Below are 26,420 nucleotides of genomic sequence, written 5' to 3'. Positions count from 1 at the left end.
ACCCCCACCTGGTGAAAAGGGCTGGTTCAGGGCTGGACGGCCTTCTCGACGTCGTTGAGCATCGCGTCGACGCCGTGGAGCAGTTCGGTGAGTACCTCGCGATCGGCGACCAGCGGCGGGGAGATCATCAGCATCGTCGCGCCGCGGTCGTCGCCGCGGAGGATGACGCCCGTGCGCCGGAACGCCTCCGGGAGCACCTCGCGAAGCACCTTCAGCGACTCCGCCTCGGTCAGTTCCCGGCCACTGTCGCGGTCGGCCATCAGCTCGATGGCATAGAAGAACCCGGTGCCGCGGACGTCCTTGACGCAGCGGTGCGCGGACTTGAGGGAGTTCAGCGCGGCGAACAGTTCCGGCCCCTCGGTGCGGACGTTGCCGAGCACGTTCTCGTCCCGCATCGCCGTGAGGTTCGCGACCGCGACGGCGGTGGCGACGGGATGTCCGCCCCACGTGGCGCCGTGGGTGAAGACGCCGCCCTTCGGGGAGTCGTACAGCTCGGTGACCAGCTTCTCGCGCACGATGACCCCGCCGAGCGGCGCGTACCCCGACGTCGACCCCTTGGCGAAGGTGATCAGGTCCGGCACGACACCGGTGAGCCCGTGCCCGAACCAGTGCCCGAGCCTGCCGAACGAGCAGATGACCTCGTCCGAGACGAGCAGGATGCCGTACTTGTCGCACAGCGCGCGCAAAGCGGGCCAGTATCCCTTCGGCGGCACCAGCGCGCCGCGGCCGTTCTGCACCGGCTCGGCGAACAGCGCCGCGATGGTCTCCGGCCCTTCTTCGAGGATGACCCGCTCGATCGCCGTGACACAGTCCAATTCGGACGCCGGGCCGCAGTCTCCCAGCAGGCCCAACGTGTTCGGCACGTGCCGGACGCCGGGCATGAGCGGGCCGAAGGGTTCCTTGATCTTCGCCAGCCCGGTCACCGAGAGGGCGCCGATGGTCGTTCCGTGATAGGCCATGTCGCGGCTGATGATCTTCGTCCGCTCGGGCTGTCCCTGGCTGCGGTGATACTGCCGGGCGAACTTCAGCGCGGTTTCGACCGCCTCCGAGCCGGAGTTGACGAAGAACGTCGTCCCGAGGTCGCCCGGCGCCAATTCGGCCAGCAGCGTGGCGGCCTCGATCGCGGGCGTATGCGCCGAGCCCCAGTTGCTCGCGTAGGCCAGGGTGCCGACCTGGTCGGCGGCGGCCTTGGCGATGTCGGCCCGTCCGTGGCCCATGTTGACGCAGAAAAGCCCGGCGAGACCGTCGAGATGACGGCGTCCTTCGGTGTCGATCAGGTAGCTTCCCTCGCCGCGTACGAACACCGGGAAGTCCGAGGCCCAGGTGTCCTTGCGGGTGAAGTGCGGGCCGAGATGCCGTCGAGCCTGCGCTCGCAGCTGGGTGACGTCCACCGGAGACCTCCTTCGAGACACGAGTCTGTGCTTTGACTTTCGCAACCAGGCTGGCACCGGCCCAGCACCAGAGCGGCGGCGTTCGATGGGTCCAGTTGGCCCTCCACACCAGCGCGTGAAGGCCCCCTTCCCTCGGCTCAGCCGAGGGAAGGGGGCCTTCACGCGCGAAACGAGCGGCCTACACGTAGTCCTTGTACTTCTCCAGGAAGCGCACCGGCTTGGACAGCGCGTCGCGGCGGAACGGGTCGCCCAGCTCGCGGGTGCACATGATCTCGACGACGGTGGTCTTGCCCTCGTTCATCTGTGCCTCGACGGCGCGTTGCAGCGCGGGGCCGACCTCGTCGAGCTTCTCCACGACGATGCCCTCCGCGCCCATCGCCTTGGCGATCCCCGCGAAACTCTCGCTTTCCAGCTCGCCCGCGACGAACCGGCGGTTGTAGAAGTCGACCTGGTTCTTCTTCTCCGCACCCCATTGCCGGTTGTGGAACACCACCGCGGTGACCGGGATGTCGTGGCGGACCGCGGTCATGATCTCGCCCATGCTCATCCCCCACGCGCCGTCGCCGGCGTAGGAGATCGCGGGCCGGTCGGGCGCCGCGGCCTTGGCACCGATGATCGTCGGAAGCGCGTATCCGCAGTTGCCGAAGCTCATCGGGGCGAAGAAGCTGCGCGGCTCCTCGAAACGCAGATAGCTGTTCGCGACCGAGTTGATGTTGCCGATGTCGGTCGACACCATCACCCGCGGCGGCATGGCCTTCTCCAGCTCCCGCAACACTTCCCGCGGGTGCAGCCAGTTACCCTCCTCGCCCTCCTGCTCGGCGATCATGTCGAGGCTGAACTGGTCGGTCTCGTGGGTCCAGGCGTCGAGCTCGGCCTCCCACGCGTCCTTCTCCGCCTTGATCTTCGCCGCGCGAGCGTCCTTTGTGGAGTCACAGGCCAGTGCCCGGTCCGCCAGCCGCTTGGTCAGCGCGACCGCCGCGTCCTTGGCGTCACCGCAGATGCCGACGGTGATCTTCTTGACCAGGCCGAGCATCTTGTGGTCCGCGTCGATCTGGATGATCTTCGCATCCTTGGGCCAGTAGTCCATGCCGTGCTGCGGCAGGGTGCCGAACGGGCCGAGCCGCGAACCGAGCGCGATCACGACGTCCGCCTGCGAGATGAGCTTCATCGCCGCCTTGGACCCCTGGTAGCCCAGCGGCCCGCACCACTGCGGGTGGCTCGCCGGGAACGAGTCGTTGTGCAGATAACTGTTCACCACCGGCGCGCCGAGGCGTTCGGCGAGCGCCTTGCACTCCTCGACGCCGTCGGCCATCACGACGCCGCCGCCGGAGATGATCACCGGGAACTCCGCCGTGGCCAGCAGCGCGGCGGCCTCGTCAAGGCTCCGCTCCCCGCCGGGACCGCGGTCGAGCCGGGCGGGTTCCGGGATCTCGGCCTCGATCTCGCCGTAGAAGAAGTCGCGCGGGATGTTGAGCTGCGTCGGGCCGAGTTCCGAGTGGGCGCGGTCGAAGCAACGGCCGGTGTACTCCGCCATCCGCTTCGGGTTGTTGACGTGCCCTTGGTACTTGGTGAACTCCTGGAACATCGGCAGCTGGTTGGCCTCCTGGAAACCACCGAGGCCGGTGCCCATGGTGCCCGCCTCCGGCGTCACGATGACGACCGGGCTGTGCGCCCAGTACGCGGCCGCGATCGCGGTCACGCAGTTGCTGATGCCGGGGCCGTTCTGCCCGATGACGACGCCGTGCCTGCCGCTCACCCTGGCGTAGCCGTCGGCCATATGCCCGGCGCCCTGTTCGTGCACCACCGGTACCAGCCGGATTCCCGCCGGCGCGAAGATGTCCATCGCGTCCATGAACGCCGACCCCATGATGCCGAAGATGTCGGTGACGCCGTTCGCCACGAGCGTCTCGACGAAGGCCTCGGACGGGGTCATCTTCTTCCGGCCACTGACGACCACGCGGCCGTCACCCGTCTTCCGTTCCGTCATGTTCCGCTCCTTCGACAGGCGAGATTTACAAAAAACGATACGTGGCGTTCCTGAAATCAGGATGCTGTCGACGATAGGACGACTACCGGCCAGCGTCAACGTCGAGTTCTGAAAACCGAGACGCCGTGTGCTACTTTTCGGAACATGGAGCTGCTTCGCGAACCCGATCCGATCAACGGGGACACGCCGACCATGCGGCTGTTCTCCCTGCTCGAGCTGATCGCCGCCAAGGATCAGCTGGTCTCCCTGCAGGGTCTCGTCGAGGAGACCGGCCTGCCGAAACCGACCCTGCACCGCATGCTGCAGCAGCTCGAAGGGGCGGGCCTGCTGATCCGGCAGGCCGACGGCCGCCACTACGGCACCGGCCACCGGCTGCGACGGCTCGCGGAGAATCTGCTCCTCAACGCGACCCACCACGGCGCCCGGCACGCCGTCCTGCGTCACCTCGTCGACGAACTCGGCGAGAGCTGCAACGTGACCACCTTGTCGGGCAACGAAATCGTGTATCTCGACCGGGTGGAGACCCCGGAACCGCTGCGGTTCTACCTCCGGCCCGGCTCACGGGTGCCGATCCACTGTTCGGCCAGCGGCAAGATGATCCTCGCGCAGATGAGCCCGTCGCAACGGCGGAAGCTGCTCGCGCACGCGCCACTGAAGCAGTACACGAACAAGACCCTCACCGACCTCGACGCGCTCGAGGCCGAGTTCACCCGCATCCGCCGGGACGGGTTCGCCCTCGACGACGAAGAGTTCCTGCCCGGCTTGGTATGCGTCGCGGTCCTCGTGCCGGGACGCGCCAACCTCTGCGTCGCCGTGCAGGCCCCGGTCATGCGGCTGACGCCGGACAAGGCCCTGCAAACGCTCCCGGCCTTGCAGCGCGCGGCCGAGGCGATCAGCCATGTCGACGCCGAAGGCGGGTCCGAACCGGAAAGTGTTCCGTCGTAAGGAGTTCTCATGGTCCCCGAGCTACGGCTCCCGGTGCGTGACGTCTTCGGCATCGATTCGGATCTCGTCGTCGGCGCGTTCCGCGAACGCACCGAACACGTCCCCGAGGTCGACGAGGCGTACCGCTTCAACCAGGACGTGACGCTGGCGCTGCTCGCCGGGTTCACCCACGACCGCCGAGTGCTGGTGCAGGGGCTGCACGGCACCGGGAAGTCGACCCATATCGAACAGGTCGCCGCGCGGCTCAACTGGCCGTGCGTGCGGGTCAACCTGGACGGCCACCTCAACCGCCTCGACCTCGTCGGCCGCGACGCGGTCGTGCTGCGCGAGGGCAAGCAGGTCACCGAGTTCCAGGAGGGCATCCTCCCGTGGGCGTTGCAGCGGCCGGTCGCGCTGGTGCTCGACGAGTACGACGCGGGCCGCCCGGACGTCATGTTCGTGCTCCAGCGAGTCCTCGAACGCGACGGCAAGTTCACCCTCACCGACCAGAACCGGGTGCTGCGGCCGCATCCGTCGTTCCGGCTGTTCGCCACCGCCAACACGGTCGGGCTGGGCAACCTCAACGGGCTCTACCACGGCGCGCAACGGCTGAACCACGCGCAGATCGACCGCTGGAACATCGTGGCGTCGCTGAACTACCTGCCCGCCGCCGAGGAGATCGCGATCGTGCGGGCCAGGGTGCCCGGCGTTTCCGAGCCGCTGGCCGCATCCCTGGTCGCGGTGGCCGCCCTGACCCGCAAGGGTTTCCAGGCCGGCGATCTGTCCACTTTGATGTCCCCGCGCACGGTGATCACCTGGGCGGAGAACATCGAGATCTTCGGTGATGCGGCGACGGCCTTCCGGCTGTCCTTCGTGAACAAATGCGACGAAGCCGAGCGCGACCTGGTGGCGGAGTACTTCCAGCGCTGCTTCGACGACGAGCTCCACCTGCTCTCGGCATGACCGCCGGGCAGGCGGAAACCCGGCGCCGCAACCAGGTCGAGGAGCTGTGCGCGGCCGCGGTCCGGGCGCTCACCGGCGATCCGGCACTGCATTTCCGGGCGCGGCGGCTGCATCGGGGACGCCGTCCGCTCCCCCTGCACACGCCGCATCTGCGTCAGTCCGCCGACGACGATCTGCTGTCCGCACGCGGGATCGCGGACGGGATGGCCTTGCGCCTCACCGTCTCGGATGCCGCCCTGCATCGCGATCTGAGCCCGCGTGATCCGGCCGAGCGCGGGATTTTCGAGCTGCTGGAACAATTCCGCGTCGAGTCGCTCCCGCCCGCGGAGCTACCGGGAATGCGGCGGAACCTGCGCCTTCGCCACGTCCGCTGGTCACTGGAGTTCCACCGGTCCGGTCTGACGGAGACCGCCCGCGGGCTGCTGCTGTACACGGTCGCCCAGATCTGCCGCTCGCGGATCACCGGCGAACCCGTGGTCGAGGAGACCGAGGACCTGATCGAGGCGACCCGGTTCGCCTTGGCGCCATCGCTCGGCCACGACCTCGCCGGACTGCGGCGGCACCGGACGGACCAGAAGGCGTTCGCCGAACACGCGCTGGCGATCGCCCGGACGGCCGGCGGGCTGCTCGCCGGGACCACGCGGGACGCCGAAGACGACGGCGACCCCACCGACCCGCGCTTCAGCCTCGTGATCGACTTCGACCCGAGCAGCGGCGAGCAGATCCCCTCGGCGACCGCCGGATCCAGCCGGATCTTGGGCGAATCCGGTGCGGCGTACCGGATCCACACCACCGCGTACGACCGGGAACGGCGCGTGTCGGATCTGGTGCGCCCCGCGCTCCTGGCCGAACTCCGCGAGCGGCTCGACCGGCGTGTCGGGAGGCAGGGCGTCGGGCCGGGACGGCTGGCACGCGACATCGAGGCGGTGCTCGCCGAACCGGCGCGCGACGGCTGGGACGGCGCGCAGGAGGAAGGCCTGCTCGACGGCCGGACCCTGGCGCAGCTGATCAGTTCACCCACCGAACGCAGGATCTTCCGCACCGAACGGATCGAACCGGTGGCGGACACGCTCGTGACGTTCCTGATCGACTGCTCGGGTTCGATGACCGCGCACGCGGAACCCGTCGCCGCGCTCGTCGATCTTTTCGCGCGCTCGATCGAACTCGCCGGGGCGACCTGCGAAGTGCTCGGGTTCACCACCGGCGGCTGGAACGGGGGCAGGCCCAGGCGGGACTGGATCCGGGCGGGACGGCCGCGGCATCCCGGCAGGCTCAACGAACGGCTCCACCTCGTGTTCAAGGCCGCCGAAACGCCGTGGCGACGGGCACGCCCCGATCTCGCGGCACTGCTCAAAGCCGATCTGTTCCGGGAAGGGATCGACGGCGAGGCAGTGGCCTGGGCCTGCGCCCGGATGCGCGCGCGAACGGAAGCACGCCGGATCCTGCTCGTCCTCTCCGACGGCAGCCCCATGGACAGCGCGACGAGCCTGGCGAACGATCCGCATTACCTTGACGAGCACCTGCGGGAAACGGTGCTGCGGGAGGAAAGCACCGTCGAGATCCGTGGGGTCGGTGTCGGCCTCGACCTCAGCCCCTTCTACCCCCGCTCGCGAGTGCTCGACACTTCGGTCACGTCCGGGTACGCGCCGTTCCGGGACGTCCTCGGGTTACTGGCCCTGCGGTGAATCCTGCTGGCCTTCGCCCTGCTGCTCGCCTCCGGACTCACCGAGGTAGTCCTTCGCCTTGTCAGCGGCCGAGTCGATCTTGTCGGAATGTTCGCCGAAACGGGACTTCGCGAAATCGGCGGCCTTGTCCACGTGTTCCCCGCTCACCTTGTCCTTCATACCTTCGAAGTCGATACCCATGAGAACTCCTCACTTTTCGGTACGCCGTCGATCCGGCGCCTGCCATCCATCAAAGTGCATTCGCGGCACGGGGCAACTCGGGAGCGACGGGTGGGTGAGTCCCGGCACGTTTTCCTTCGTCCAGGTAAGGAAAAGTGCTTCGACCACGAAGGTATGGCGCCCACGGTCGCTCACTCGGGTGGACTTGCCGATCTTTTCGACGGCGGCAAAAAACCCATGACTGTAACGAGTTTCCTGGTCGAAGCGATTTCTCCGCACTTCGGCACGGACGGCGGATGACGGCCGCACACGCTCGCGGTTGGCACTTTTAGTCCTTTCGTGTTCGTATCCCTGGCGTCAGCCAATACGGAGACAGCCAAAGGGAGTTCGAACCTCATGCGCAGGACAATTGCCCGAACGGTAACGGGCGTGGCGATCGTGGCCGGCCTCGTGGCCGCGTGCGGCTCCGAAGGTGAAAACGGTGCGGCTGGGTCTTCTGGCACGAATGGAACCGCTTCAAGTGCGGCGGGCGCGCCGTCCTCCGGCGACGCGGGCCAGGCCGGTGGCGAGGCGGCCCAGAAAGTGACCGCCGCGATCCAGCAGGCACTTCAGCAATCACCGATCACCTTCACCACCGAAAGTGCGGAACTGTCCGAAAAGAGCAAAACGACACTCGGTGAGATCGCCAAGGCCATGCAGGGCAACGACGTCAAGATCGCCGTCGCCACGCACGCGGGTTACCCCGACGCGGAAAAGTCCAAGGCCCTTTCCGAAAAGCGGGCGGAAGCGATCGCCGCCGCGCTCGAAGGAGCGGGCGTGGCCAAGGACCGCGTCAAGACCGAGGCGACCGGCAACGAAAAGGCGCAGGGCGACAAGGCGTTGGACACGCAGATCACCGTCGCACAGTGACCTTCGACGGAAGCGCGGGCGGGGGAAGCGAATCCCCCACCCGCGCGCCGCGTCCCCGCCGTTGCCACTATCTGATCGGTCCGAGCGGTTTTCCGAATTTCGGCGACGAGCTGATCACGGCGACGTGGCTTCGGTATCTGGCGCGGACCGAGCCGGAGGCGGACGTCTGGCTCGACACGCACTCACCGGGGCCCGCGCAACTGCTGCTGAACGATCTGCACCCGCGTCTCCGCTGCACGGACACCCTGTGGCGGCTGTGCGGCGAGGCGCCGTCGGACGATCCGTGGGAAGTGGCGAACTGGGTGCAGTCGGCGGTGAACGATCCCGGGCTCGCGCCCCGATGGGACGCGGGCATCGACCTGCTCGGCCGGACCGACGTGCTACACCTGATCGGCGGCGGCTACCTCAACGCGCTGTGGCCCCGGCACGTCGGGCTGCTCGCGGGCGCCGCGGCCGCCGCCCGGCGGTCGGGGGCCCGTACCGCCATGACCGGACAGGGACTGACCCCGTTCCCGCCCGGTGCCACCGATCTCCTCCGCTCGCTCGCCGACCGTTTCGACGTCGTCGACGTCCGCGACGACCCGTCGGCCGAACTGCTCTCCGGGGTCGTCCGGACCTGCGACGACGTCTTCCTGGAGCCGCCCGAGCGGAGACCCGACGGACAGGCGCGCGAATTCGTGCTGTGCGTCCAATCCGACATCGGCGCCTTCGAGCCGTCCGTGCTGGCCGCCCAGGTACTGGGTTTGTTGCGGGCATGGGATGTCCACCCGGAGCAACTCGCCGTCGTCGAAGGCATCCCCCGTGTCGACCGCGCTGTTCCGGCGCTGCTGGAACACGAACTCGCCGGTGCCGAATTCCACCCGTTCCGCGACATCTGGCGCGACGGCCTGCCGCTGGCGTCCGGCCAGACCTGGATCTCCAGCAGGTATCACCTGCATCTCGTCGCCGCGGCGGCCGGTGCGACCGGTCTCGCGGTCAGCGTGTCACGCGGGTACTACACGACCAAGCACCGCAGCCTGATCGATCTCGGCTCGGGTTGGACCTCGTTCGACGCCGAGGAGGGCGGAGCCCCGGGCCGGCCGACCGGTACCGGGTTCCCGCCCCACGTTCTCAGGCGCTGCCGCGACCTGAAACGCTCGGTCGCGACCGCGGTGTACGGAAGTCAGGTGGCCGAGGAGGCGCGGCCCGCGCCGCGGCGCCTCGCCCTGCGCTCGTGGCGGAGACGGTCGAGCTAGCCGGATCATGCGTGCTTGGAGCCGGATCTCGCGTGATTCCAGGCGTATCACGCACGACGCGAGAGTTCCGCCTCCAAGCACGCGAGTTCGGCCTTCAAGCACGCATGATCGGTCTCGGATCACGCGCTGAGTGAGGGAACCGCCTCGGTCTCCGGGACGCCGTCGGCCGACCGCGCCACCGGTATCCGCGCCACGTCCGGTTTCACCAGGCTCCAGGTCACCACCACGGCCAGGTTCACCCCGAACGAAACCAGACCCACGTTGAACCCGCCGAACGTCGCGCCGGTGACGTACAGGGCGATCGCGGTGAGCACTCCGGCGACCATCCCGGCGGCGACCGCGGCCGTCCGCACCCGGCGCACGAAGAGGATCGCGAGCCAGCCGGGGACGACCTGGGCCAGCAGGTTGTAGGTCAGGTTCAGGATGGTGAGCATCAACGTCGACGCGACGAGGGTCAGGACCGCCGCCAGCACCAGGAAGCTCGCCACCGCGACCACGGTCCACCGCCGTTGCGCCGCGGCCGGGACGTTCGGCGCGAGGTTGCGGCAGACCATGCCGCCGATGGTGAGCGCGGTCGCGGCCAGTACCAGCACACCGGAGAGCGCGGCGCCTGCCGCGACGAGACCCAGCAGCCAGTCGGGCAGCAAACCCTTGGCGGTCACCATGAACACCGTGTTCGGGTTCTTCAGGTCCGGGTGCGCGCGCACGCCGTAGTACGCGGCCAGCACCAGGAACGGGTAGATCAGCATGTACATCGGCATCCACACGGTCGAGCTCTTCACCGCCCGTTCGGACCGGGCGGGGAACACGTACGCCCCACCGAAGCCGAGGTAGAACACGATGCTCTGGAAGAGGATCGTCGTCATCGCGAAGGTCAGTTCCGAGCCGCCCATGGTGGTCTGCGCCGCGCTGAGCACCTCGGGTCCGCTGACCTTCGCGGTGCCGCCGGCGGCGATCACGACCGCCACCCCGACGAGCACGACGCCGAGCAGCATGAAGAAATCCTTGAGGATCGAAACGAACGCGGGCGACCGCACGCCGGAGACGGCGATGTAGACGAACGCCACGATGCCCGCCAGCACCACACTCTGCACCGGATCCAGCCTCAGCCCCAGATTGCTCAGCACCACCTGGAGACCGATGAACTGGTACTGCCCCCACGGGACCAGTGCGATCAGCATCGTCACGCAGGTGATCAGTTCGAGCCGCCTGCTGCCGAAATGCCTTCCGAACACGTCGGGCACGGTCATCGCGTCGTACCGTTTCGCCGCCCGCCACACCAGCGGGGCCAGGAAATAGCCCAGCGAGTACGCGAGCAGGATGTAGCCGAGGAACCAGATCCCGTAGCTCGCGCCGTGCGCGTAGATCCCGCTCGGGAATCCGATCATCGTCCCGATGCTGTACACCTCGCCGACCGCGAGGAAGTACACCAGCCACGCCGGGAACGACCGGCCGCCGACAAGGAATTCCGAGATCCCGCCACCACGTGTGGACCGTCCTGCCCACACCGCGAGCCCGATCGAGCCCGCCATCACCACCGCCACGATCGCGATCAGCATCAGTCGTCCTCCGGGTAGTGGGCGCGGTCGAAGAAACGCCAGCTGATCCACAGGCACAGGGTGGTCAGCGGGCAGCAGCAGAACACCCAGAAGAACAGCACCGGGATGCCCAGCACCGAGGCCGTCGATCCGGACAGCACCAGAATCCCCGCCAGCAGAGCGAAAGCGGGGACGAAAAGTCCTATGAGGACACTCGGCCAGCTGCGGATCATCGTCGTGCTCCCGTCGTCTCGCGCCGCCAGACGACCTCGCCGCCGCTGACGGTGGCGTCCACGGTCAGCTCGCGGATCCGGTCGGGGTCGACCGTGGTCGGGTCGCCGGACAGCACCGCGAGATCGGCGAGCTTCCCGATCTCCAGGCTGCCTTTGACGTCTTCCTCGCCCGCGAGGTACGCGGCGTCGATCGTGTAGCCGCGCAACGCGGCATCGACGTCCACGGCCTGTTCGGGGCCGAGTACCTTGCCCTGCCTGGTGATCCGGCGCACCGCGCACCAGATCCCCTCCAGCGGCGGCACCGGGGTCACCGGCGTGTCCGAATGCAGTCCGAAATGGATTCCGCGTGAACGGGCCGAAACCAGCGGGCTGATCCGGCGCGCCCGCTCGGGCCCGAGGAAGACGTCGCGATGCCGGTCTCCCCAGTAGTAGACGTGCTTGATGAAGAACGACGCGAGGACGTCGTGGGCGGCCATCCGGTCCAGCTGGTCTTCGCGCACCGTCTGGCAGTGCTCGATCCGATGCCGTCTGCCGGTCCCCCTCGGCGAACCCAGCCGCGAGTAGCCGTCGATGATCGCGTCGATCGCCGCGTCCCCGTTGCCGTGCACGGCGACCTGCCAGCCCGCCGCGTCGAGCGCGGCGATCCGGCGGCCGAGGTCGGCGGGTTCGAGCAGCATCATGCCGTGCTCGTCCGGATCGCAGGTGTAGCCCTCCGCGAGGCATCCGGTCTTGCCCTGGATCGAGCCGTCCGCGACGATCTTCACCCCCGTCATGGCGAACTTGTCGTCCGCGTGGGCTTCCGGCGGTTCCGGGTCGCCTTCGCCGAAGCCGGGAACGAGACCGTCGAACAAGTAGCCGCGCACCCGGACGCGCAGTTTCCCCGCACGCCTCAGCAGCGCGTACGCCTCCAGTTCCGCCGCTCCGCCGATGAGCCCGATACCGGTGTCGTGCACGGAGGTCACGCCGTTGGCGAGATACTCCTCGTCCGCCAGGAGCAGGGCTTCGGCCAGTTCGCCCGCGCTCTGACCGGGCAGCCGGGACGTGACGAGGAAGGCCGCCGTCTCCACGAGCACGCCGGTCGGCTCGCCTCGGGCGTCGCGCACGATGAGCCCGCCGGGCGGGTCCGGGGTCTCGGCGGTGATCCCGACTTCGCGCAGGGCGAGCGAGTTCGCGGTGCAGAAGTGGCCGGAAACATGGGTCAGCACCACGGGATTGCGGCCGGAGACGGGATCGAGATCCGCGCGCGTCGGGTGACGGCCGTCCGCGAGCAGCGTGTCGTCGTACCGGAAACCCCGGATCCACTCCCCCGGGCCCAGCTCCTTGGCCGCTTGGGCGACCCGTCCGACGATGTCGGCGATGGTGTCGTTGGGCGGGCTCCCGGCGTCGACCGGCGCGGCCAGCGTCATCCCGAAGAACGCCGGATGGTTGTGGGATTCGACGAAACCGGGGATCACCGTGCGCTCGGACAGGTCGAACACGGTGGTCTCCGGGCCGATCAGCCGGGAGATCTCCCGTTCGGAACCCAGCGCGGTGATCCGCCCGCCGCTCGCGGCCAGCGCGCGCACCCGTCTCCCCGCCGCGTCCAGCGTGAGGACGGTGCCACCGAGCGCGACGAAATCGGCGACACCTTGGGGATCTTCTCGAACGAACTCCACCACACGGACCTCCTGGCGACGTGTCCTGGCTCACGAGGGATCCCCAGACAGTGCGGCACGTCTGGCCGCCTGAACAGGTCCAGAACGCTCCGGTGCGGTGGTACCAGTTACGCGATCAGGTCGCGGCAAGCCTGGCCGAGGAGCCGGATACCGGGGTCGATGTCACGCAAGGGGACGGCCGCGAAGCCGATCCGGAAGTGGTTCTTCGGTGGGTCGTCGCCGACGAAGAAGATGTCACCGGGCTCGATCAGGACGCCGTCGCGCTCGGCGCGTGCCATCAGCGCCCGGCAGTCCAGTTCGGACGGCCCGGTCATCCAGAGGCTGACCCCGCCGGGCGGGTACGCCGTCTGCGTCCACGGCAGGTGTTCGGTGACCGCGGCGCAGGTCGCCTCCCATTTCCGCATCAGTTTCGTGCGGTACCGCCGCAAGGAACGGTGGTACTCGCCGCTGTCGATCAGCAGCGCCAGCGCCCGCTGGAGGTGCCCTGGTGGATGCCGCAGCACGTACCGCCGGATCTCCCGCAGCTCCCGCACCAGTTCGCGCGGCCCGACCAGGTAGCCGAGCCGCAGGCCGGGTGAGAGGAACTTGGAGAAGGTGCCGAGGTAGATCGCGTCACCGGTACCGTCGAGCGCCTTGAGCGCGGGCGTGGGGCTGCCGTGGTACCGGAATTCGCTGTCGTAGTCGTCCTCGACGAGCACCGTGCCCGCACTCGCGGCGAGGCTGAGCAGCCGACGGCGGCGGCCGATGCTCAACGTCGCGTTCGTCGGGTGATGGTGGCTCGGGGTGAGATAGAGCAGGTCGACGCCGTCGAGCGTCTCCGGCGGGCGCAGGCCGCTCTGATCGACGTCGACGCCACGCAGCCCGGCGCCGGTGCGCAGGAAGATGTGCCGGGCGTCGAGGTAGCCCGGGTTCTCCATCGCCACGACGCTGTCCGGCCCGAGCAGCGCGCGGCCGAGCAGGTCGAGGCCTTGCTGCGAGCCGACGGTGATCAGCACCTCGGACGGATCGGCCTCGATCCCCCGCGCGGTGAGCAGCTGACGGCAGATCAGGTCGACCAGCATCGGGTCGTCGGAGCCGACGCTGTCCTGCAGGCTCGGGAACACGTGCGGCCGGTACAGCGCGTCGCGCAGGCAGCGCGTCCACGACCGCGCCGGGAAGGCCGTGACGTCCACCTGGCCGGCGAGGAACGGATACGGATAGGTGTGCCAGTCCGGGCGTTTCTCGATATGCGGCACCCCGGCGTCCGGATACCGGCGCACCCGCGCGCTCCAGTCGATGGCCGGGCTGGTGCCGCGCTCCTGCACCGCGCAATGCGGCCGCATCTCCGCGTTGATGAACAGCCCGCTGCGCTCGCGGCTCTCCACGAACCCCTCGGCGACCAGTTCCTGGTAGGCGAGGTTGATGGTGTTGCGGGAAACGCCGAGTTCGGCGGCCAGCTCACGCGAGCTCGGCAGCCGGTGCGCCGGGTCGAACGTGCCGATCGCGATGCCGTGCTCGATGGCGCGCCGCACCTGCCGGTAGAGCGGCTCGGCGGACGACCGGTCGATTTCGATCAACGTTCGCGGCAACGGCACCTCCCTTTCGGCGACGAGGCCGGGATCCGAACCTAGCTCCAGATCCCGGCCCGCACCACCTAGCCGAGCACGTCGCCGAGCGAAACGGAGCCGATTCCGAGCGCCTCGCCGACCGGCGCGGAGGTCAGCCTGCCGTCCACCGTGCTGACCCCGCCGCGCAGCTCCGGGCATCGCGCGACGGCGCCGGACAGACCGTGGTTCGCCAGCTCCAACGCGTAGGGCAGCGTGACGTTCGTCAGCGCGTACGTCGAGGTGTGCGGGACGGCGCCGGGCATGTTGGCGACGCAGTAGAACACCGAGCCGTGCACCTGGAACGTGGGCTCCGCGTGCGTCGTCGGCCGCGTGTCCTCGAAGCAGCCGCCCTGGTCGACGGAGATGTCGACGAGCACACTGCCCGGCTTCATACGCGACACGAGATCGTTCGAGACCAGGCTCGGCGCCTTGGCACCGGGCACGAGCACCGCGCCGATCACGAGGTCGGCTTCGAGCACGGCCTCTTCGATCGAGTACGCGTTGGCCGCGGCGGTGCGGATCCGGCCCTGGTACATCCGGTCGGCGGCGCGGAGCTTGTCGACGTTCTTGTCGAACAGGACGACGTCGGCCCAGGTCCCGGCCGCGCCGGCGACCGCGTTCATCCCCGCGACACCGGCGCCGAGTACGACCACCCGCGCCGGGGCCACCCCGGAGACGCCGCCGATGAGCACCCCGCGCCCACCGTTGGCGCGCATGAGCGTCTGCGCGCCGACCTGCGGGGCCAGTCGTCCGGCGACCTCGCTCATCGGAAACAGCAGGGGCAGCGACCCGTTGGGCAGTTGCACCGTCTCGTACGCCACCGACGTCGTGCCCGCGTCCAGCAGCGCCCGCGTGCACGGCTCGCTCGCGGCGAGGTGCAGGTAGGTGAACAGCAGCTGATCGCGGCGCAGGCGGTGGTACTCCTCGGCGATCGGCTCCTTGACCTTGAGCACGAGGTCTCCGGTCGCCCAGACGTCGTCGGCGCTGTCGAGCACCTTCGCCCCGGCGGCGGCGTAGTCCTCGTCGCGCACGGAGGACCCTTCTCCCGCTCCGCGCTCGACGAACACCTCGTGCCCGGCCGAAATGAACTCGTGCACGCCCGCGGGCGTCACCGCGACCCGGTACTCGTGGTTCTTGACTTCACGAGGGACACCGATCTTCATCTCACGCTCCCGTCTGTTCCAAAGACAATGACGCTGAGCGTGCGGCACGGCTGGAACGGCCAGAAGTGCCAGAACCCGCGCGTTCGAGGGGTCCAGTTCGCGAGAACCACCGGCCTGGTCATAGCGGTGAGCTATGACGTCGTCGTCAGGCGACGGCTACCGCCACTCCCGGACAGAATCCACAATGGACTCGTGGGCACCCTGGCCATGACCTCGCTGGCGGCGGCGGCCGGGGTCGTCGCCCAGCGCCTTTCCGGAATGGGGCTTTCCCTACTGTGCGTACCGTTCCTGGCGCTGGCGCTGGGCCCGCTCGACGCCGTCCGGCTCACCCTGCTGCTCGGCTTCCCGGTCTATCTCGCGGTCGCGATCACCCATTGGCGGGCGATCCGGTGGGCGCAGGTCGGGTGGCTGACGGTGCCCGCGGTGGTGTTCACCCCGATCGTCGCGTTCGTCGTCCGCGGCGTTCCCGAACGTCCGCTGCTGCTCGCGGCGGGCGGCTGCTGTGTCCTCGCCGTCGGCGTGCTCGCGAGCGGCATCACCAGCGGACGGCTGGCGGGCAGGACGGGCGCCGTCGGCGCGGGCGTGCTGAGCGCGGCGATGAACTCCGTCGCCGGGCTCTCCGGTCCCGCCGTGGCGGTGTACGGGGCGAGCGCGGGCTGGGGCGCGGACGAGACGCGCGGGACGCTGTCGATCTACTTCTTCCTGCTCGGCCTGGTCGCGCTGCCCAGCCTCGGCTGGGTGGAGGTGCCCGTAAGCGTGCTCCTCGCGGTCGCGGTCGCCGCGCTCGCCGGCGATCTGCTGGGACGGGCGCTGAGCCGCCGGATCGGCGAACGGTCCGTCCGCTGGTCCGTTCTCCTGCTTTCGGCGGCGGGTGGTGCGCTGACGCTGGCGCATGCCGCCTGACAACCGCCGGTAATACGATGACCGGTGATGACACCGCCGGACCGCCCCGAATGGCGATCGCGTGCGTGGCTGGTCGCCTCCGCGGTGCTGGTCGTGGCCGTGGTCGCGCTGCTGGCCGTCGGCGCGAACGGGCCCGGCGCGGTCGTCGTGCCGATTCTCGTCGTGGCCACGGCCATCGCGGTGACGACGTGGACACTGGTTCGCGCTCGCAAGCGGCGCCTCGACTACGAAGCACGCCTCACCGGCTGGGCGGCCGAGCATGCCACGCAGCATGAGCGGCTCCGGATCGCCCGGGAACTCCACGACATCGTGTCCCACGGCCTCGGCGTGATCACGCTGCGAGCCGGCGCGGCGAGGCGGATCCAAGGAGAAGTCCGGGAAGCGGAGCGCGAACAGGCGCTCATCGACATCGAGCGGACGAGCCGGGACGCGGTCACCGAACTCCGGCGCATGCTGGCCGTGCTGCGCGACCCTGACGAACGCGGCGCGCCGTTGCGGCCCGTGCTGAACCTGTCGGATCTTCCCGCCATCGTCGAGGCCGCCCGCCCGCTGGGCCTCGAACCACGACTGAATGTCGGCGAACTCGGGGACGTTTCCCCTGGGGTACAAGCGACAGTCTGCGAAATCGTCCGCGAAGCCGTCTCGAACACCGCGCGGTACGCCGGACCGACGATCGCTCGCGTCGGCCTGCGGCGTGATGGCGACACGATCGTCGTGACCGTCGAGGACGAAGGGCCGCGGAGTGCCTGGTCCCCCGCCCGCGGTGCCGGTCACGGCCTGGCCGGGCTTCGAGAACGCGCCGAGGTGCTCGGCGGCGACCTGCACGCGGCACCGGCCGGAACCGGATTCCGGCTCACCGCGCGACTACCGGACGGAGCACACCGGTGACCGAACCCGAACAGCCACCGATCCGGGTCCTGCTCGCCGACGACCAGCGGCTGCTGCGGCACAGCCTGGCGATCATCATCGGCGCCACGCCGGACATGGTCGTCGTCGGACAGGCCGAGGACGGGACGCAAGCGGTGGAAATGGCGCGGCGGCTGGCCCCGGACGTCGTGCTGATGGACATCCGTATGCCCGGCCGGGACGGGATCGTGGCCACCAAGGAGATCAGTGCCTGCCCCGGCCTGGCCGGGACCAGGATCCTCGTGCTGAGCATGTTCGAGCTGGACGAGTACGTCTACGGCGCGCTCCGCGCGGGAGCGAGCGGTTTCCTGCTCAAGGACACCGAACCGGACGAGCTCATCGCCGCCGTCCGCCGGACGCACGCCGGCGAATCCCTGTTCGCGCCCGCCATCCTCACCAGGCTGATAGCGCACTACGTCACGGCGCCGCCGCACCAGGGCCCGCGCCCGGCGACCGGGCTGACCCAGCGTGAGATCGAGATCCTCACGTTCGTCGGCCGCGGGCTGTCCAACACCGAGATCGCCGAGACGCTGACCATCTCCGTCAAGACGGTCAAGACGCATATCAGCCGGCTCCTGAGCAAGCTTTCGGCCCGCGACCGCGCTCAGCTGGTGATCACGGCGTACGACCAGGGACTGGTGGTTCCGCGAAGCTGAGCGCGGTCACGCGTCCCGCCGGTGGAACGTCGTCGTGGAGATCGCCACCGCGACGAGCACCCAGCCCAGCACGACAGCCGAGCCGCCGAGCGCGCGCAAGTCATGGCTCGCGGCGTCCGGCAGGTAGGCGGCGAACGTGGCTCGATCCCGGAGAAGCGGGCCCGCGATGAAGTAGTACCCGAGCAGCCCTGCCACCGCCGGGACACTCCATCGCAGGACCGTCGCGACGGCGGCGGAAAGGATCGTGGTGAGCGCGAGGTAGGCACTCGCTCCCACCGCGTCGGACCACGGTCCGATGGCCAGCGCGGTCATGATGGCCACTGGGAGTGCCACGGTCAGAAGAGCGGCCATTTTGGCCAGCTGCTGGGTGATCCGGCGTGGCATGGCGGTCAGGGTCCGGTGGATCTGGCCGCCGCTGTACTCCGACGTCACCGCGATGACGCCGAGGACGATGAACCCCGCCTGGGCATAGCCGACGAGGGAGACGCCGTGCCGCGAAAACGCGGCCGCGAGGACCACTGAAACGCCCAAGGTGCCCAGCAGGGTGAAATACGTCGCCGGCAGGCTGAGCAGTTTGAGGATCTCGGCCCGGATCGCCCGGCCGCCCGTCACGCGTCCCTCCCGCGGAAGACCAGGGACGCCACGGCGAGCAGTGCCGCGACCCAGACCGTCATCACCAGGCCACCGGCGACCGGCGAAAGCTGGACGGGCAGATCCACTCGCCTGATGAACATCCGGAACCCGGCCAGGTCGGGGAAGAACGCGGCCAGCGGCGTGAGTTTCGTGAGCAGATAAGTGACCGTGACCACCGACGTGTTCAGGATGAGCACGGTGAGCGGCAGGATTCCGTTGCGCGTCAACAAGGTCAGTCCGGACGCGAGCAAGGCCGTCAGCAGCCAGTAGAGGACGACGCCGGGCAGGCGCGCGAGGTCACTCGCGCCCAGCAGCGCTTCGACGGTCATCAGTGTGACGGCCGAGGAGCCCACCGCCAGCACGGCGACCACGGTGCACATCGCCGCCAGCTTCGTGCTCAGCAATCGCTGCCTGGACGGCACGACCGTGAGGCTCGTGGTGATCTGGCGTCCGCCACCGGCGTTCTCCCCCTCCGTGGTGTATTCGCTGCTCACCGCGACGACGCCCAGGATGATCGCGGCCACCACGCCGAACGCGAGCTCCTGGAAGCCGATGTCCACGTTGCCGCCGCGGCCGGCCGCCGCCTTCGCGTTGAGGAACGTGAAGGCGGCCGGGAGCAGCACGCCGACCGCGATCGCGGCCCAGGCCGACGGCAGCGAGACGAGCTTGCGCAGTTCTCCCTGATAGACCCTCATCGCGCGACCCCCGTGGTGAGCGCGAAGAAGGCATCCTCCAGGCTTCGGTGCCCACCGACGACTTCGGTGAGCGTTCCCCGCGCGACGATCCTGCCGCCGTTGATGACCACTACGTCGTCGACCGTCTCCGACAGTTCTCCCATGAGATGGCTCGAAAGCAGGACGGTCCGCCCGGCCGCGGCCCGCTCGCGGAGAAAACCGCGGATCCAGCGGATGCCTTCCGGATCGAGGCCGTTGACCGGTTCGTCGAGCACCAGTACCTCGGGGTCGCCGAGCAGCGCCGCCGCCAGTGCCAGCCTTCGCCCCATCCCCAGCGAGTAGCCGCGGACGCGGTTACCCGCGGCGGCGGACAGCCCGACCTCCGCCAGGACCTCGTCCACCCTGCCGCGCGGGATGCCGCCCGCCGCGGCGACCCACTTCAGATGTGACCTGCCGGTGCGCGAGCGATGCGCCCCCGAGCCGTCGAGTACGGCGCCGACCTTGCGCAGGGGATCCCGCAGCCCGGCGAACGGAACGCCGTCGACCAGCGCGGTTCCCGACGTCGGCCGGTCCAGTCCGAGCAGGATCCGCAGGGTCGACGACTTCCCGGCACCGTTGGGCCCGAGGAAGCCGGTCACCCGGCCCGGGCGCGCTTCGAAACTGACGTCGGAAAGGATCGTCGCCGATCCTCGTCGCTTGGTGAGCCGGTCGAACTTGAGCATCAGGTCTTCTTCCCGTCGAGCGCGAACACGTCGCTCGTCAGTCCATCCCGGCGGGACACCCGCTCGCGTCGGACCGGGGGCCGATCCTGTCCGGTGCTTCTGGGCCCTGGGTCCTACGGCCGCGACCTTCGGGTCACCTGAAGATGTGCCCGTGTTCCTGGCGGGCCCGACGGGCCGCTGCCCACAATCGGGCCATGGCTGTTCTCGATGACCGCGCCGCCGCCCGGCGGCTGGCCGATCGGTTCGGATTCGGCCCCCACCCAGGGGAGCCGCTCCCCGCGCTGGACGACCTTCTTTCGCCGGGGAGCGCACGACAGGCTCCGCGACTGGCCGCGCTGCCCGACCGCAAGGACAAGAAGGCGGAGAAGCAGGCCAGAGCCGAGCAGGAGCAGCGGCTGACGATCTGGTGGCTGGACCGCATGGTCGCCGACGACGCCGAACGCCTCACCTGGTTCTGGCACGGTCATTTCGCGACCAGCGAGCAGAAGGTCCGCGAGCCGTCGCTGATGCTGGCGCAGAACGAGACCTTCCACAGACTCGGCCGTGGCGCGTTCACCGGACTGGCCAAGACGCTGGTGGTGGACCCGGCGATGCTGAAATGGCTCGACGGCAACGACAACCGGGTCGGTTCGCCGAACGAGAACCTGGCCAGGGAGTTCCTCGAACTGTTCGCACTCGGCGTCGGGCACTACTCCGAACAGGACGTGCGCGAGTCGGCCCGCGCGCTCACCGGCTGGACGCTGGACAGGAAAACCGGTGCGGCCGCGCTGAAACCTCAGCGCCAGGACCGCGGGCCGAAGCAGATCTTCGGCCGGACCGCCGACTTCACCGCGGAGTCCTTTGTGGACCTCGTACTGGAACGGCCGGAATCGGCGGCCTTCGTGACCGGGCGGCTGTGGTTCCGCCTGGTTTCACCGACGCCACCGCCTCCGGACGTGCATCAGCGAGTCATCGCCGCATACGGGCCGGGCCGGGACATCCAGGCCGCGCTCCGGGCCATCGCCGGGGAACCGGCCTTCCGGGACACGGCCACGGCGATCGTCAAACAGCCCGTCGAATGGCTGGTCGGACTGCTGCGCGCGACCGGACTGAAGGCGAGCGATCTCGATCCGAAGAAGCTGCTCAACGGCTTGCGCGGAATGGGACAGCTGCCGTTCCGGCCGCCGAGCGTCGGCGGCTGGCCCGCCGGCGGGGCGTGGCTGACGACGTCGGCCGGGGTCGCGCGGCTGAATCTCGCGCGGCTGGTCGCCCAGAAAGCGCGGGACGACGCGCTGGGGCGGCTGCGGGAAACCTTCGGGATCGACACCTGGTCCGACCGGACCAGGAAAGCGCTCGACGGCGTGGCCAAGGAGCCTCGCACACTGCTCACGGTGGCCGCGTGCGCGCCCGAGTACGTGGTGAGCGGATGAGGAGGACAGCATGAAAACCGTGACCCGGCGCAGTTTCCTCACCCTGACCGGGGTGACCGCGGCCGGCGCGCTCGCCGTCGGCGCGACCAGGGCTGACTGGGACTCGCTGATGACCGCGGCCGCCGAGAACCCGCTGGACCCGAACGCTGGCGTCCTGGTGGTCGTAACGCTCTACGGCGGCAACGACGGGCTGAACACGGTGATTCCGGCGGGTGACAAGGCCTACCAGGACGCCAGGCCCGAGCTGGCCTATCAGCCGGAGGATGTGCTCGACCTCGGCGAGGGGCTCGGGCTGAATCCCGGCATGAAGGGCCTGAAAGGCCTGTGGGACGAGCGAAAACTGGCGGTCGTGCGCGGAGTGGGCTATCCGAAGCCGGACCACAGCCATTTCCGGTCGATGGCGATCTGGCAGACCGCCTCCCCGGACACCTCGGTGCCGACCGGCTGGCTCGGCCGCTGGCTGGACACCTCCGGCGCGGATCCGCTGCGCGCGGTCTCGGTGGAGCCGGTCCTTCCTCCGCTGCTGGCCGGGGAGAGCACCGCGGCCGCGTCGATGCCGGTCAGCGGTCTGGTGTTGCCGAAGGGCGAACTGGGCGATGCCTTCGCCGCTCTCGGCACTCCGGTCCCCGGCGAGGATCCCTGGCGTGCCAGGGCAGCTCGCTCGATCGGCGATCTGCACAACGCCGTCCGCGTCCTCGGCGGTGCCGCGCACGACGCGTCCGAAAAGGACGATGAGGACGAGCAGCGGCAGAAGGGAGCGTCGGCGGGAGGCGGCTCGGGCCTCGCCGCCCAGCTCGACCTCGTGGCGGGATTGGTCGAGGCCGGTGTGCCGACTCGCGCGTACTCCGTGTCGCTCGGCGGCTTCGACACCCATTCCGACGAGCGTGGCACGCAGCAACGGCTGCTCACCGAACTCGACGCCGCGCTGACCCCGTTCGTGCGGCGGTTGCAGGGCAGCGACCGGGGCAAACAGGTCACCGTACTGGTGTACTCCGAATTCGGGCGGCGCGTGCGCGCGAACGCCAGCGACGGGACCGACCACGGCACCGCGGGTCCGATGTTCCTGCTCGGCGAGCACGTCCAGGGCGGTTTCCACGGCGAACAACCGAGCCTGACCGATCTCGACAACGACGATCTCAAGGCGACGACCGATTTCCGGGACGTCTACGCCAGCGTGCTCGGCGACGTGCTCGGCGCCGACCCGGGCCGGATCCTGCCGGGACACACCACCAGGCTGGACAACCTCATCCGTACGGCAGGGTGAGCCGGAATCCCGCGGCCTCGCAGGTCAGCTCCCCACCGTGGGCTCTGGCCAGGCCGCGGGCGATCGCCAAGCCCAGCCCCGAACCACCGCGATCACGGCGCCGGGCGGTGTCCAGCCGCACCAACCTGCCGAAGATCCGTTCCCGGTCCGCTTCCGGTACGCCCGGCCCGGAGTCGCCGACCACGACGAAGACACCGGCCGCCGACCGTCCACAATGGAACTCGACCCGGCCGGTGTCGCCCGCCGCGTTCCTGGCGTTGTCCGCGAGGTTCGCCAGGATCTGGGTGACCCGGGTTTCGTCGGCGACGGTCCGGGTCTCCGGGCCGGACACCACCACCGTCAGCGACGGCGCCAGCAGCATCAGCCGTTCCGCCTGGTTTCGCGCGAGTTCCCGCAAGCACACCGTTTCCGTCTCCAGCCGGACACCGGCGTCGATCCGCGCGAGGTCCAGCAGATCTTCGACCAGCCGCCCGGCTCGCCGCGACTCCCGGATCAGCAGCAGTTCCAGCCGTTCCCGCTGTTCGGGCCGCGCGTCGGGACCCAGTTCCAGCACCGCCTCGGCGGCCGCGTTCACCCCGGCGATCGGCGTGCGCAGTTCGTGCGCGGCGTCCGCGACGAAGGTGCGCATCCGCTCTTCGGACGCCTCCAGGGAATTCAGCATCTCGTCGAACGCCTCCGCCGTCCGACCCAGTTCGGTGTCCGTCCGCGAAGGCGACAAGCGACCACCCCGGCTGCCCGACGCGATCGACCGCGCCAGCCCGGTCATCCGATCCAGCGGCCGGAGCGCCACCCGCATCCCGAGCAACAGCGCGAACGCCGTCACCACGATCGCGACCAGCCCGCCGATCACCAGTACCCGGGCCAAGGTGCGCTCGGCGTCGTCGAGCAACGCGGTGTCGGCGGTCAGCACCAGTTCGGCGCCGTTGATCCGCGGTGGTCCCGACAGCACGGCGGTGACCCGTTTCAGGTCACCGGAACGCTCCGGCGGCGCACCGATGGTGTCCCCCGACGGCAGGCGCAGGCTCACCACCACGCCGCGCGCGTCGATCCGGCGCACCAGGTTCGCCGGTGCGACGTTCTGCTTCGCCAGCTGCTGGGCCAGCTGCACCCGTCCCGCGAGCAACGCGTTCAGATTCCGCTCGCCCTGTGCGGAGAACACGGCGGCGATGGTGAACCCCAACGTCACCAGCACCACCCCGAGCACCAGGGACGCGGTCACGGTCACCCGGCGGCGCAGGGACACGGTGCCGAGGCGGCTCATGCGTCCCCGTCACGCAGGACGTAGCCGAGGCCGCGGACAGTGTGCAGCAGCCGCGGACCGTTCGCTTCCAGCTTGCGGCGCAAGGCGCTGATGTGGACCTCGACCAGGTTCGCCGCGTAGTCGTCGTAACCCCAGACTCCGGTGAGCAGCTGCGCCTTCCCGACCACGCGGTCGCGGCGGTTCGCGAGGAAGGTGAGCAGCTTCAGTTCGGTCGCGGTCAGCTCGACCGGCACCCCGGCCCGGCGCACCACCCCGGACTCGACGTCGATCAGCAGGTCTCCGACCTCGACGACCGGACGGGTCCGGCCGAGGCGCCGCAGGACCGCCTCCACCCTGGCCACGAGTTCGGCCAGCACGAACGGCTTCGTCACGTAGTCGTCCGCGCCCTCGCCGAACCCGCGGAGCCGGTCGTCCACGGCGTCCCGGGCGGTCAGCAGCACCACACCGGCCGTGGTGGACCGGCGTACCACCTTGAGCAGCTCGAAACCGTCGCGCCCCGGCAGCATGACGTCCAGCACCACCAGATCGGGCCGGAACTCGGCGAGGCAGCGTTCCAGCCGGTCGCCGTCCGGCAGGCCGAGCACCCGGTGCCCGGCGCCGGTCAGTGCGGACTCGACCGCGGCGCGGATCGCCTCCGCGTCCTCGACGAGCAGTACCCGATCCGGTTCCATGCGCCCATTCTCCCCGCCGGGGCGGAATCGGCATGGATCTTCAGCCGATCCTCAGGCAGACGGCGAGCCGCATCCGTGGTGGATCGCCGGCCTTTGGGTCATCGTCGGACCGGCGAACGTCGTCTTCGACCGTGACGGGGTCGACCAGGTGGCCGAGGTAAGGCAAACGTGTCAGGTGGCGATTTCTTCGCTTGGGTGTCGGTGTCAATCTGGCCATGCTCGATGCTTGCGAACTCGCCCTCGGGCTGGCCGGTTCGACCACTGTCGGAGAGGCTATTTTGTTGCCGTGCAACGGTTTCCGGAAACTGTCGGTGGTCGGTTGTATGTTCTGGGTGTGGACACTCTTAACGCCACTGTGGCGCTGTTGAAGGAAATCACCGAGTCGGATGCGTTTAGGGAGGTTAATGCTTCACTGGATTCGTTGGGGGACAAGGACGCTATCGCCGCGGCAGTCGCGGCGTCGGAGGGGATCGCGCGACTGGAGGCGGTCCGGTTTCGTGCGTTGAGGCAGCTGGGTCGTCATCGTGACGATGCCGCCAGTGTGGTGCAGGAGGTCGCGTTCGAACTGTCCGTTGTGGATGGTCACGCGGCTGGGTTGGTGTCGACGGCTCAGGCGTTGGTGTCTCGCCTGCCCCGCACACTGGGGTTGCTGGATCAGGGGAAAGTGGGTGGCTATGGGGCGATGAAGGTCGCCGCGGCCACCGCGTGGCTCTCCGACGAGGACGCCCGCGCGGTGGACGCGGTGCTGGAGGATCGGTTGCCGGATCGGAACTCGGATCAGATCCGGAAGGCGGCGAATCATGCGGCGATGATGGCCGATCGTGAGGGTGCGGCTCGGCGGACTGAACGCACTCGCGCCGGACGTCGGCTGTCGATCCGGCAGGGAGAGACCGGGGTGGCCTCGATCGAGGTCGAAGATGGCCCGGTGGAGAAAGTCGCCGCCGCCTACACCCGCATCGACCGCGAAGCACGAGCGTTGCGGGCTGGTGGGGAGACCCGCACGCTGGATCAGTTGCGGGCGGATGTCGCGCTTGATCTTCTGCTCGGCGGCCAGGGTGGGAAGAGTGAACGGTCGGAGGTGTTTCTCTACATGGACCTCAACACTTATCTCGGGTTGAACGATGATCCGGCGGAGTTGGCCGGGCACGGGCATATTCCGGCGTCGCTGGCCCGGCACATCGCTGGTGGTTCGAATACGGTGTTGCGGCGGATCATCACCGACCCACTCTCCGGGCAAGTCCTCGATCTAGGCCGGGACCGGTACCGGCCGACGGCGGGGTTGGACGAGTTCGTGCGGGTGCGGGACCGGGAATGCCGAAGACCCGGCTGCCACCGCGTCGCCCAAGCCTGCGACCTCGACCACTCACTGCCCTGGCAACACGGTGGCCATACCGCCGATACCGAGCTGGTCGATCTCTGCCGCCGTGACCACCGGCTGAAGGACGAACCCGGCTGGAACTACCGGTTGGCATCGGATGGGACCCTCACCATCACCACGCCCACGGGGCGGAGTTACGACAGTTCGCCTCCGCCACTGCACGAACCCCGCGCCGAAGAACCGCCACCGTTCTGAGCTGTCGCCGAAAAACGGCGACAGCACCGCGTCCACCATCGACGCTGGACCGGTTGCCGAAATACGACCACAACACCACGGCACCAGGCGAACCCGACCGCCGCTCGCCTCACCCGAGAACCCCTCGACCCTCGCTGCCGAAAAACGGCTACACCCATACGAGCCCCCACCGAAACATCCTGACGCAACAACGCCACACCCGGCCCCATCGCCGAAAAACGACCACGCCGCATCCACCACCACCGGCCGGCTTACCGAAAAACGACCACAACACCACAGCACCAGGCGAACCCGACCACCCCTCCCCCCTACCCGAGAAC

At 69.2% G+C, this 26,420-nt stretch carries 25 protein-coding genes; 12 read left to right on the top strand and 13 right to left on the bottom strand.

The window, feature by feature from the left end; translation table 11 throughout:
- Positions 1 to 26: 26 nt before the first annotated feature.
- Together ACIBTM_RS32360 and xsc are read right to left on the bottom strand one after the other, a co-directional pair.
- Entirely contained in the window at positions 27 to 1,391 is a 1,365-nt protein-coding gene (locus ACIBTM_RS32360; RefSeq protein WP_395880944.1) for an aspartate aminotransferase family protein, read from the bottom strand.
- A gap of 178 nt (positions 1,392 to 1,569) precedes the next feature.
- On the bottom strand, positions 1,570 to 3,378 hold the full coding sequence (xsc, locus tag ACIBTM_RS32355; protein ID WP_395880943.1) for a sulfoacetaldehyde acetyltransferase: 1,809 nt from the start codon (positions 3,376 to 3,378) through the stop codon (positions 1,570 to 1,572).
- Between the two features lie 144 nt (positions 3,379 to 3,522).
- On the opposite strand from xsc, the gene ACIBTM_RS32350 reads away from it, so the two are divergent.
- The 3 genes from ACIBTM_RS32350 to ACIBTM_RS32340 are packed head-to-tail and all read left to right on the top strand — an operon-like array spanning position 3,523 to position 6,950.
- Positions 3,523 to 4,323, top strand: coding sequence for an IclR family transcriptional regulator (locus ACIBTM_RS32350; protein WP_395880942.1), 801 nt, complete (start codon positions 3,523 to 3,525; stop codon positions 4,321 to 4,323).
- A 9-nt stretch (positions 4,324 to 4,332) separates the two neighbouring features.
- A complete protein-coding gene (locus ACIBTM_RS32345; protein ID WP_395880941.1) occupies positions 4,333 to 5,265 on the top strand; it encodes an AAA family ATPase in 933 nt (310 codons plus the stop codon).
- Positions 5,262 to 6,950, top strand: a complete 1,689-nt coding sequence (locus ACIBTM_RS32340; RefSeq protein ID WP_395880940.1) for a cobalt chelatase — start codon at positions 5,262 to 5,264, stop codon at positions 6,948 to 6,950. Before ACIBTM_RS32345 ends, ACIBTM_RS32340 begins: the two co-directional genes overlap by 4 nt.
- Here the strand turns inward: ACIBTM_RS32340 and ACIBTM_RS32335 are convergent.
- Positions 6,933 to 7,130, bottom strand: a complete 198-nt coding sequence (locus ACIBTM_RS32335; protein ID WP_395880939.1) for an Rv0909 family putative TA system antitoxin — start codon at positions 7,128 to 7,130, stop codon at positions 6,933 to 6,935. The genes ACIBTM_RS32340 and ACIBTM_RS32335 overlap by 18 nt on opposite strands.
- A 90-nt stretch (positions 7,131 to 7,220) precedes the next feature.
- Between ACIBTM_RS32335 and ACIBTM_RS32330 the strand changes: the two genes are divergently transcribed.
- From ACIBTM_RS32330 to ACIBTM_RS32320, 3 genes are read left to right on the top strand one after another with little or no spacing between them, the layout of a single operon-like run.
- Entirely contained in the window at positions 7,221 to 7,409 is a 189-nt protein-coding gene (locus ACIBTM_RS32330) for a hypothetical protein (protein ID WP_395880938.1), read from the top strand.
- 39 nt (positions 7,410 to 7,448) lie between these two features.
- Entirely contained in the window at positions 7,449 to 8,018 is a 570-nt protein-coding gene (locus tag ACIBTM_RS32325) for an OmpA family protein (protein ID WP_395880937.1), read from the top strand.
- Positions 8,015 to 9,253 (top strand): polysaccharide pyruvyl transferase family protein, encoded by a 1,239-nt coding sequence (locus tag ACIBTM_RS32320; protein ID WP_395880936.1) that lies wholly within the window; start codon positions 8,015 to 8,017, stop codon positions 9,251 to 9,253. Before ACIBTM_RS32325 ends, ACIBTM_RS32320 begins: the two co-directional genes overlap by 4 nt.
- 119 nt (positions 9,254 to 9,372) lie before the next feature.
- Here ACIBTM_RS32320 and ACIBTM_RS32315 read toward each other — a convergent pair whose 3' ends face one another.
- The 5 genes from ACIBTM_RS32315 to ald all read right to left on the bottom strand — a co-directional run bounded on the left by ACIBTM_RS32315 (position 9,373) and on the right by ald (position 15,428).
- Entirely contained in the window at positions 9,373 to 10,812 is a 1,440-nt protein-coding gene (locus ACIBTM_RS32315; protein WP_395880935.1) for a sodium:solute symporter, read from the bottom strand.
- Entirely contained in the window at positions 10,812 to 11,024 is a 213-nt protein-coding gene (locus tag ACIBTM_RS32310; protein WP_240592878.1) for a DUF3311 domain-containing protein, read from the bottom strand. The genes ACIBTM_RS32315 and ACIBTM_RS32310 overlap by 1 nt, the downstream gene beginning before the upstream one ends.
- A complete protein-coding gene (locus ACIBTM_RS32305; protein ID WP_395880934.1) occupies positions 11,021 to 12,682 on the bottom strand; it encodes an amidohydrolase in 1,662 nt (553 codons plus the stop codon). Before ACIBTM_RS32305 ends, ACIBTM_RS32310 begins: the two co-directional genes overlap by 4 nt.
- Positions 12,683 to 12,786: 104 nt before the next feature.
- Positions 12,787 to 14,247, bottom strand: a complete 1,461-nt coding sequence (locus ACIBTM_RS32300) for a PLP-dependent aminotransferase family protein (RefSeq protein ID WP_395880933.1) — start codon at positions 14,245 to 14,247, stop codon at positions 12,787 to 12,789.
- A gap of 65 nt (positions 14,248 to 14,312) precedes the next feature.
- The gene (ald, locus tag ACIBTM_RS32295) at positions 14,313 to 15,428 is read right to left on the bottom strand and encodes an alanine dehydrogenase (protein WP_395880932.1); all 1,116 of its coding nucleotides are present in this window, start codon (positions 15,426 to 15,428) and stop codon (positions 14,313 to 14,315) included.
- Positions 15,429 to 15,620: 192 nt separating this feature from the next.
- Here ald and ACIBTM_RS32290 point away from each other — a divergent pair, with 192 nt between their 5' ends.
- Genes ACIBTM_RS32290 through ACIBTM_RS32280 form a run of 3 tightly spaced genes read left to right on the top strand, consistent with a single transcriptional unit; the run spans position 15,621 to position 17,893 of the window.
- Positions 15,621 to 16,331 (top strand): TSUP family transporter, encoded by a 711-nt coding sequence (locus ACIBTM_RS32290; protein WP_395880931.1) that lies wholly within the window; start codon positions 15,621 to 15,623, stop codon positions 16,329 to 16,331.
- Positions 16,332 to 16,358: 27 nt separating this feature from the next.
- On the top strand, positions 16,359 to 17,219 hold the full coding sequence (locus ACIBTM_RS32285) for a sensor histidine kinase (RefSeq protein ID WP_395880930.1): 861 nt from the start codon (positions 16,359 to 16,361) through the stop codon (positions 17,217 to 17,219).
- Positions 17,216 to 17,893 carry a response regulator gene (locus tag ACIBTM_RS32280; RefSeq protein ID WP_395880929.1) on the top strand — a complete coding sequence of 226 codons (678 nt, stop codon included), beginning with the start codon at positions 17,216 to 17,218 and terminating at the stop codon, positions 17,891 to 17,893. Before ACIBTM_RS32285 ends, ACIBTM_RS32280 begins: the two co-directional genes overlap by 4 nt.
- A 6-nt stretch (positions 17,894 to 17,899) precedes the next feature.
- Here the strand turns inward: ACIBTM_RS32280 and ACIBTM_RS32275 are convergent, their stop codons facing one another.
- From ACIBTM_RS32275 to ACIBTM_RS32265, 3 genes are read right to left on the bottom strand one after another with little or no spacing between them, the layout of a single operon-like run.
- Positions 17,900 to 18,505, bottom strand: coding sequence for a hypothetical protein (locus tag ACIBTM_RS32275; protein WP_395880928.1), 606 nt, complete (start codon positions 18,503 to 18,505; stop codon positions 17,900 to 17,902).
- Entirely contained in the window at positions 18,502 to 19,221 is a 720-nt protein-coding gene (locus tag ACIBTM_RS32270) for an ABC transporter permease (RefSeq protein WP_395880927.1), read from the bottom strand. The genes ACIBTM_RS32275 and ACIBTM_RS32270 overlap by 4 nt, the downstream gene beginning before the upstream one ends.
- Positions 19,218 to 19,922: an ABC transporter ATP-binding protein gene (locus ACIBTM_RS32265; RefSeq protein ID WP_395880926.1), complete on the bottom strand. Its 705-nt coding sequence runs from the start codon at positions 19,920 to 19,922 to the stop codon at positions 19,218 to 19,220. The genes ACIBTM_RS32270 and ACIBTM_RS32265 overlap by 4 nt, the downstream gene beginning before the upstream one ends.
- Positions 19,923 to 20,116: 194 nt before the next feature.
- Here ACIBTM_RS32265 and ACIBTM_RS32260 point away from each other — a divergent pair, with 194 nt between their 5' ends.
- Together ACIBTM_RS32260 and ACIBTM_RS32255 are read left to right on the top strand one after the other, a co-directional pair.
- Positions 20,117 to 21,331, top strand: coding sequence for a DUF1800 family protein (locus ACIBTM_RS32260; RefSeq protein ID WP_395880925.1), 1,215 nt, complete (start codon positions 20,117 to 20,119; stop codon positions 21,329 to 21,331).
- Between the two features lie 10 nt (positions 21,332 to 21,341).
- Positions 21,342 to 22,595: a DUF1501 domain-containing protein gene (locus tag ACIBTM_RS32255; RefSeq protein ID WP_395880924.1), complete on the top strand. Its 1,254-nt coding sequence runs from the start codon at positions 21,342 to 21,344 to the stop codon at positions 22,593 to 22,595.
- Here the strand turns inward: ACIBTM_RS32255 and ACIBTM_RS32250 are convergent.
- Positions 22,576 to 23,856, bottom strand: coding sequence for a sensor histidine kinase (locus ACIBTM_RS32250; protein ID WP_395880923.1), 1,281 nt, complete (start codon positions 23,854 to 23,856; stop codon positions 22,576 to 22,578). The genes ACIBTM_RS32255 and ACIBTM_RS32250 overlap by 20 nt on opposite strands.
- Complete coding sequence (locus ACIBTM_RS32245; protein WP_378378758.1) at positions 23,853 to 24,527, bottom strand: response regulator transcription factor; 675 nt, start codon at positions 24,525 to 24,527, stop codon at positions 23,853 to 23,855. The genes ACIBTM_RS32250 and ACIBTM_RS32245 overlap by 4 nt, the downstream gene beginning before the upstream one ends.
- A gap of 412 nt (positions 24,528 to 24,939) precedes the next feature.
- On the opposite strand from ACIBTM_RS32245, the gene ACIBTM_RS32240 reads away from it, so the two are divergent.
- Positions 24,940 to 26,100, top strand: a complete 1,161-nt coding sequence (locus tag ACIBTM_RS32240; RefSeq protein WP_395880996.1) for a DUF222 domain-containing protein — start codon at positions 24,940 to 24,942, stop codon at positions 26,098 to 26,100.
- Positions 26,101 to 26,420: the final 320 nt, after the last annotated feature.

The organism is Amycolatopsis sp. NPDC049868 (genome assembly GCF_044461365.1).
GTDB lineage: Bacteria > Actinomycetota > Actinomycetes > Mycobacteriales > Pseudonocardiaceae > Amycolatopsis.
The sequence above is the reverse complement of the archived record's forward strand: the minus strand, read 5'-3'. Positions and strand labels throughout refer to the sequence as shown.

Bases quoted from the DNA above. Each gene is read 5' to 3' on its own strand.
- xsc (WP_395880943.1), bottom strand. From the start codon at position 3,378: ATGACGGAACGGAAGACGGGTGACGGCCGCGTGGTCGTCAGTGGCCGG.
- ACIBTM_RS32350 (WP_395880942.1), top strand. From the start codon at position 3,523: ATGGAGCTGCTTCGCGAACCCGATCCGATCAACGGGGACACGCCGACC.
- ACIBTM_RS32345 (WP_395880941.1), top strand. From the start codon at position 4,333: ATGGTCCCCGAGCTACGGCTCCCGGTGCGTGACGTCTTCGGCATCGAT.
- ACIBTM_RS32340 (WP_395880940.1), top strand. From the start codon at position 5,262: ATGACCGCCGGGCAGGCGGAAACCCGGCGCCGCAACCAGGTCGAGGAG.
- ACIBTM_RS32335 (WP_395880939.1), bottom strand. From the start codon at position 7,130: ATGGGTATCGACTTCGAAGGTATGAAGGACAAGGTGAGCGGGGAACAC.
- ACIBTM_RS32315 (WP_395880935.1), bottom strand. From the start codon at position 10,812: ATGCTGATCGCGATCGTGGCGGTGGTGATGGCGGGCTCGATCGGGCTC.
- ACIBTM_RS32310 (WP_240592878.1), bottom strand. From the start codon at position 11,024: ATGATCCGCAGCTGGCCGAGTGTCCTCATAGGACTTTTCGTCCCCGCT.
- ald (WP_395880932.1), bottom strand. From the start codon at position 15,428: ATGAAGATCGGTGTCCCTCGTGAAGTCAAGAACCACGAGTACCGGGTC.
- ACIBTM_RS32285 (WP_395880930.1), top strand. From the start codon at position 16,359: ATGACACCGCCGGACCGCCCCGAATGGCGATCGCGTGCGTGGCTGGTC.
- ACIBTM_RS32270 (WP_395880927.1), bottom strand. From the start codon at position 19,221: ATGAGGGTCTATCAGGGAGAACTGCGCAAGCTCGTCTCGCTGCCGTCG.
- ACIBTM_RS32265 (WP_395880926.1), bottom strand. From the start codon at position 19,922: ATGCTCAAGTTCGACCGGCTCACCAAGCGACGAGGATCGGCGACGATC.
- ACIBTM_RS32260 (WP_395880925.1), top strand. From the start codon at position 20,117: ATGGCTGTTCTCGATGACCGCGCCGCCGCCCGGCGGCTGGCCGATCGG.
- ACIBTM_RS32255 (WP_395880924.1), top strand. From the start codon at position 21,342: ATGAAAACCGTGACCCGGCGCAGTTTCCTCACCCTGACCGGGGTGACC.
- ACIBTM_RS32250 (WP_395880923.1), bottom strand. From the start codon at position 23,856: ATGAGCCGCCTCGGCACCGTGTCCCTGCGCCGCCGGGTGACCGTGACC.
- ACIBTM_RS32245 (WP_378378758.1), bottom strand. From the start codon at position 24,527: ATGGAACCGGATCGGGTACTGCTCGTCGAGGACGCGGAGGCGATCCGC.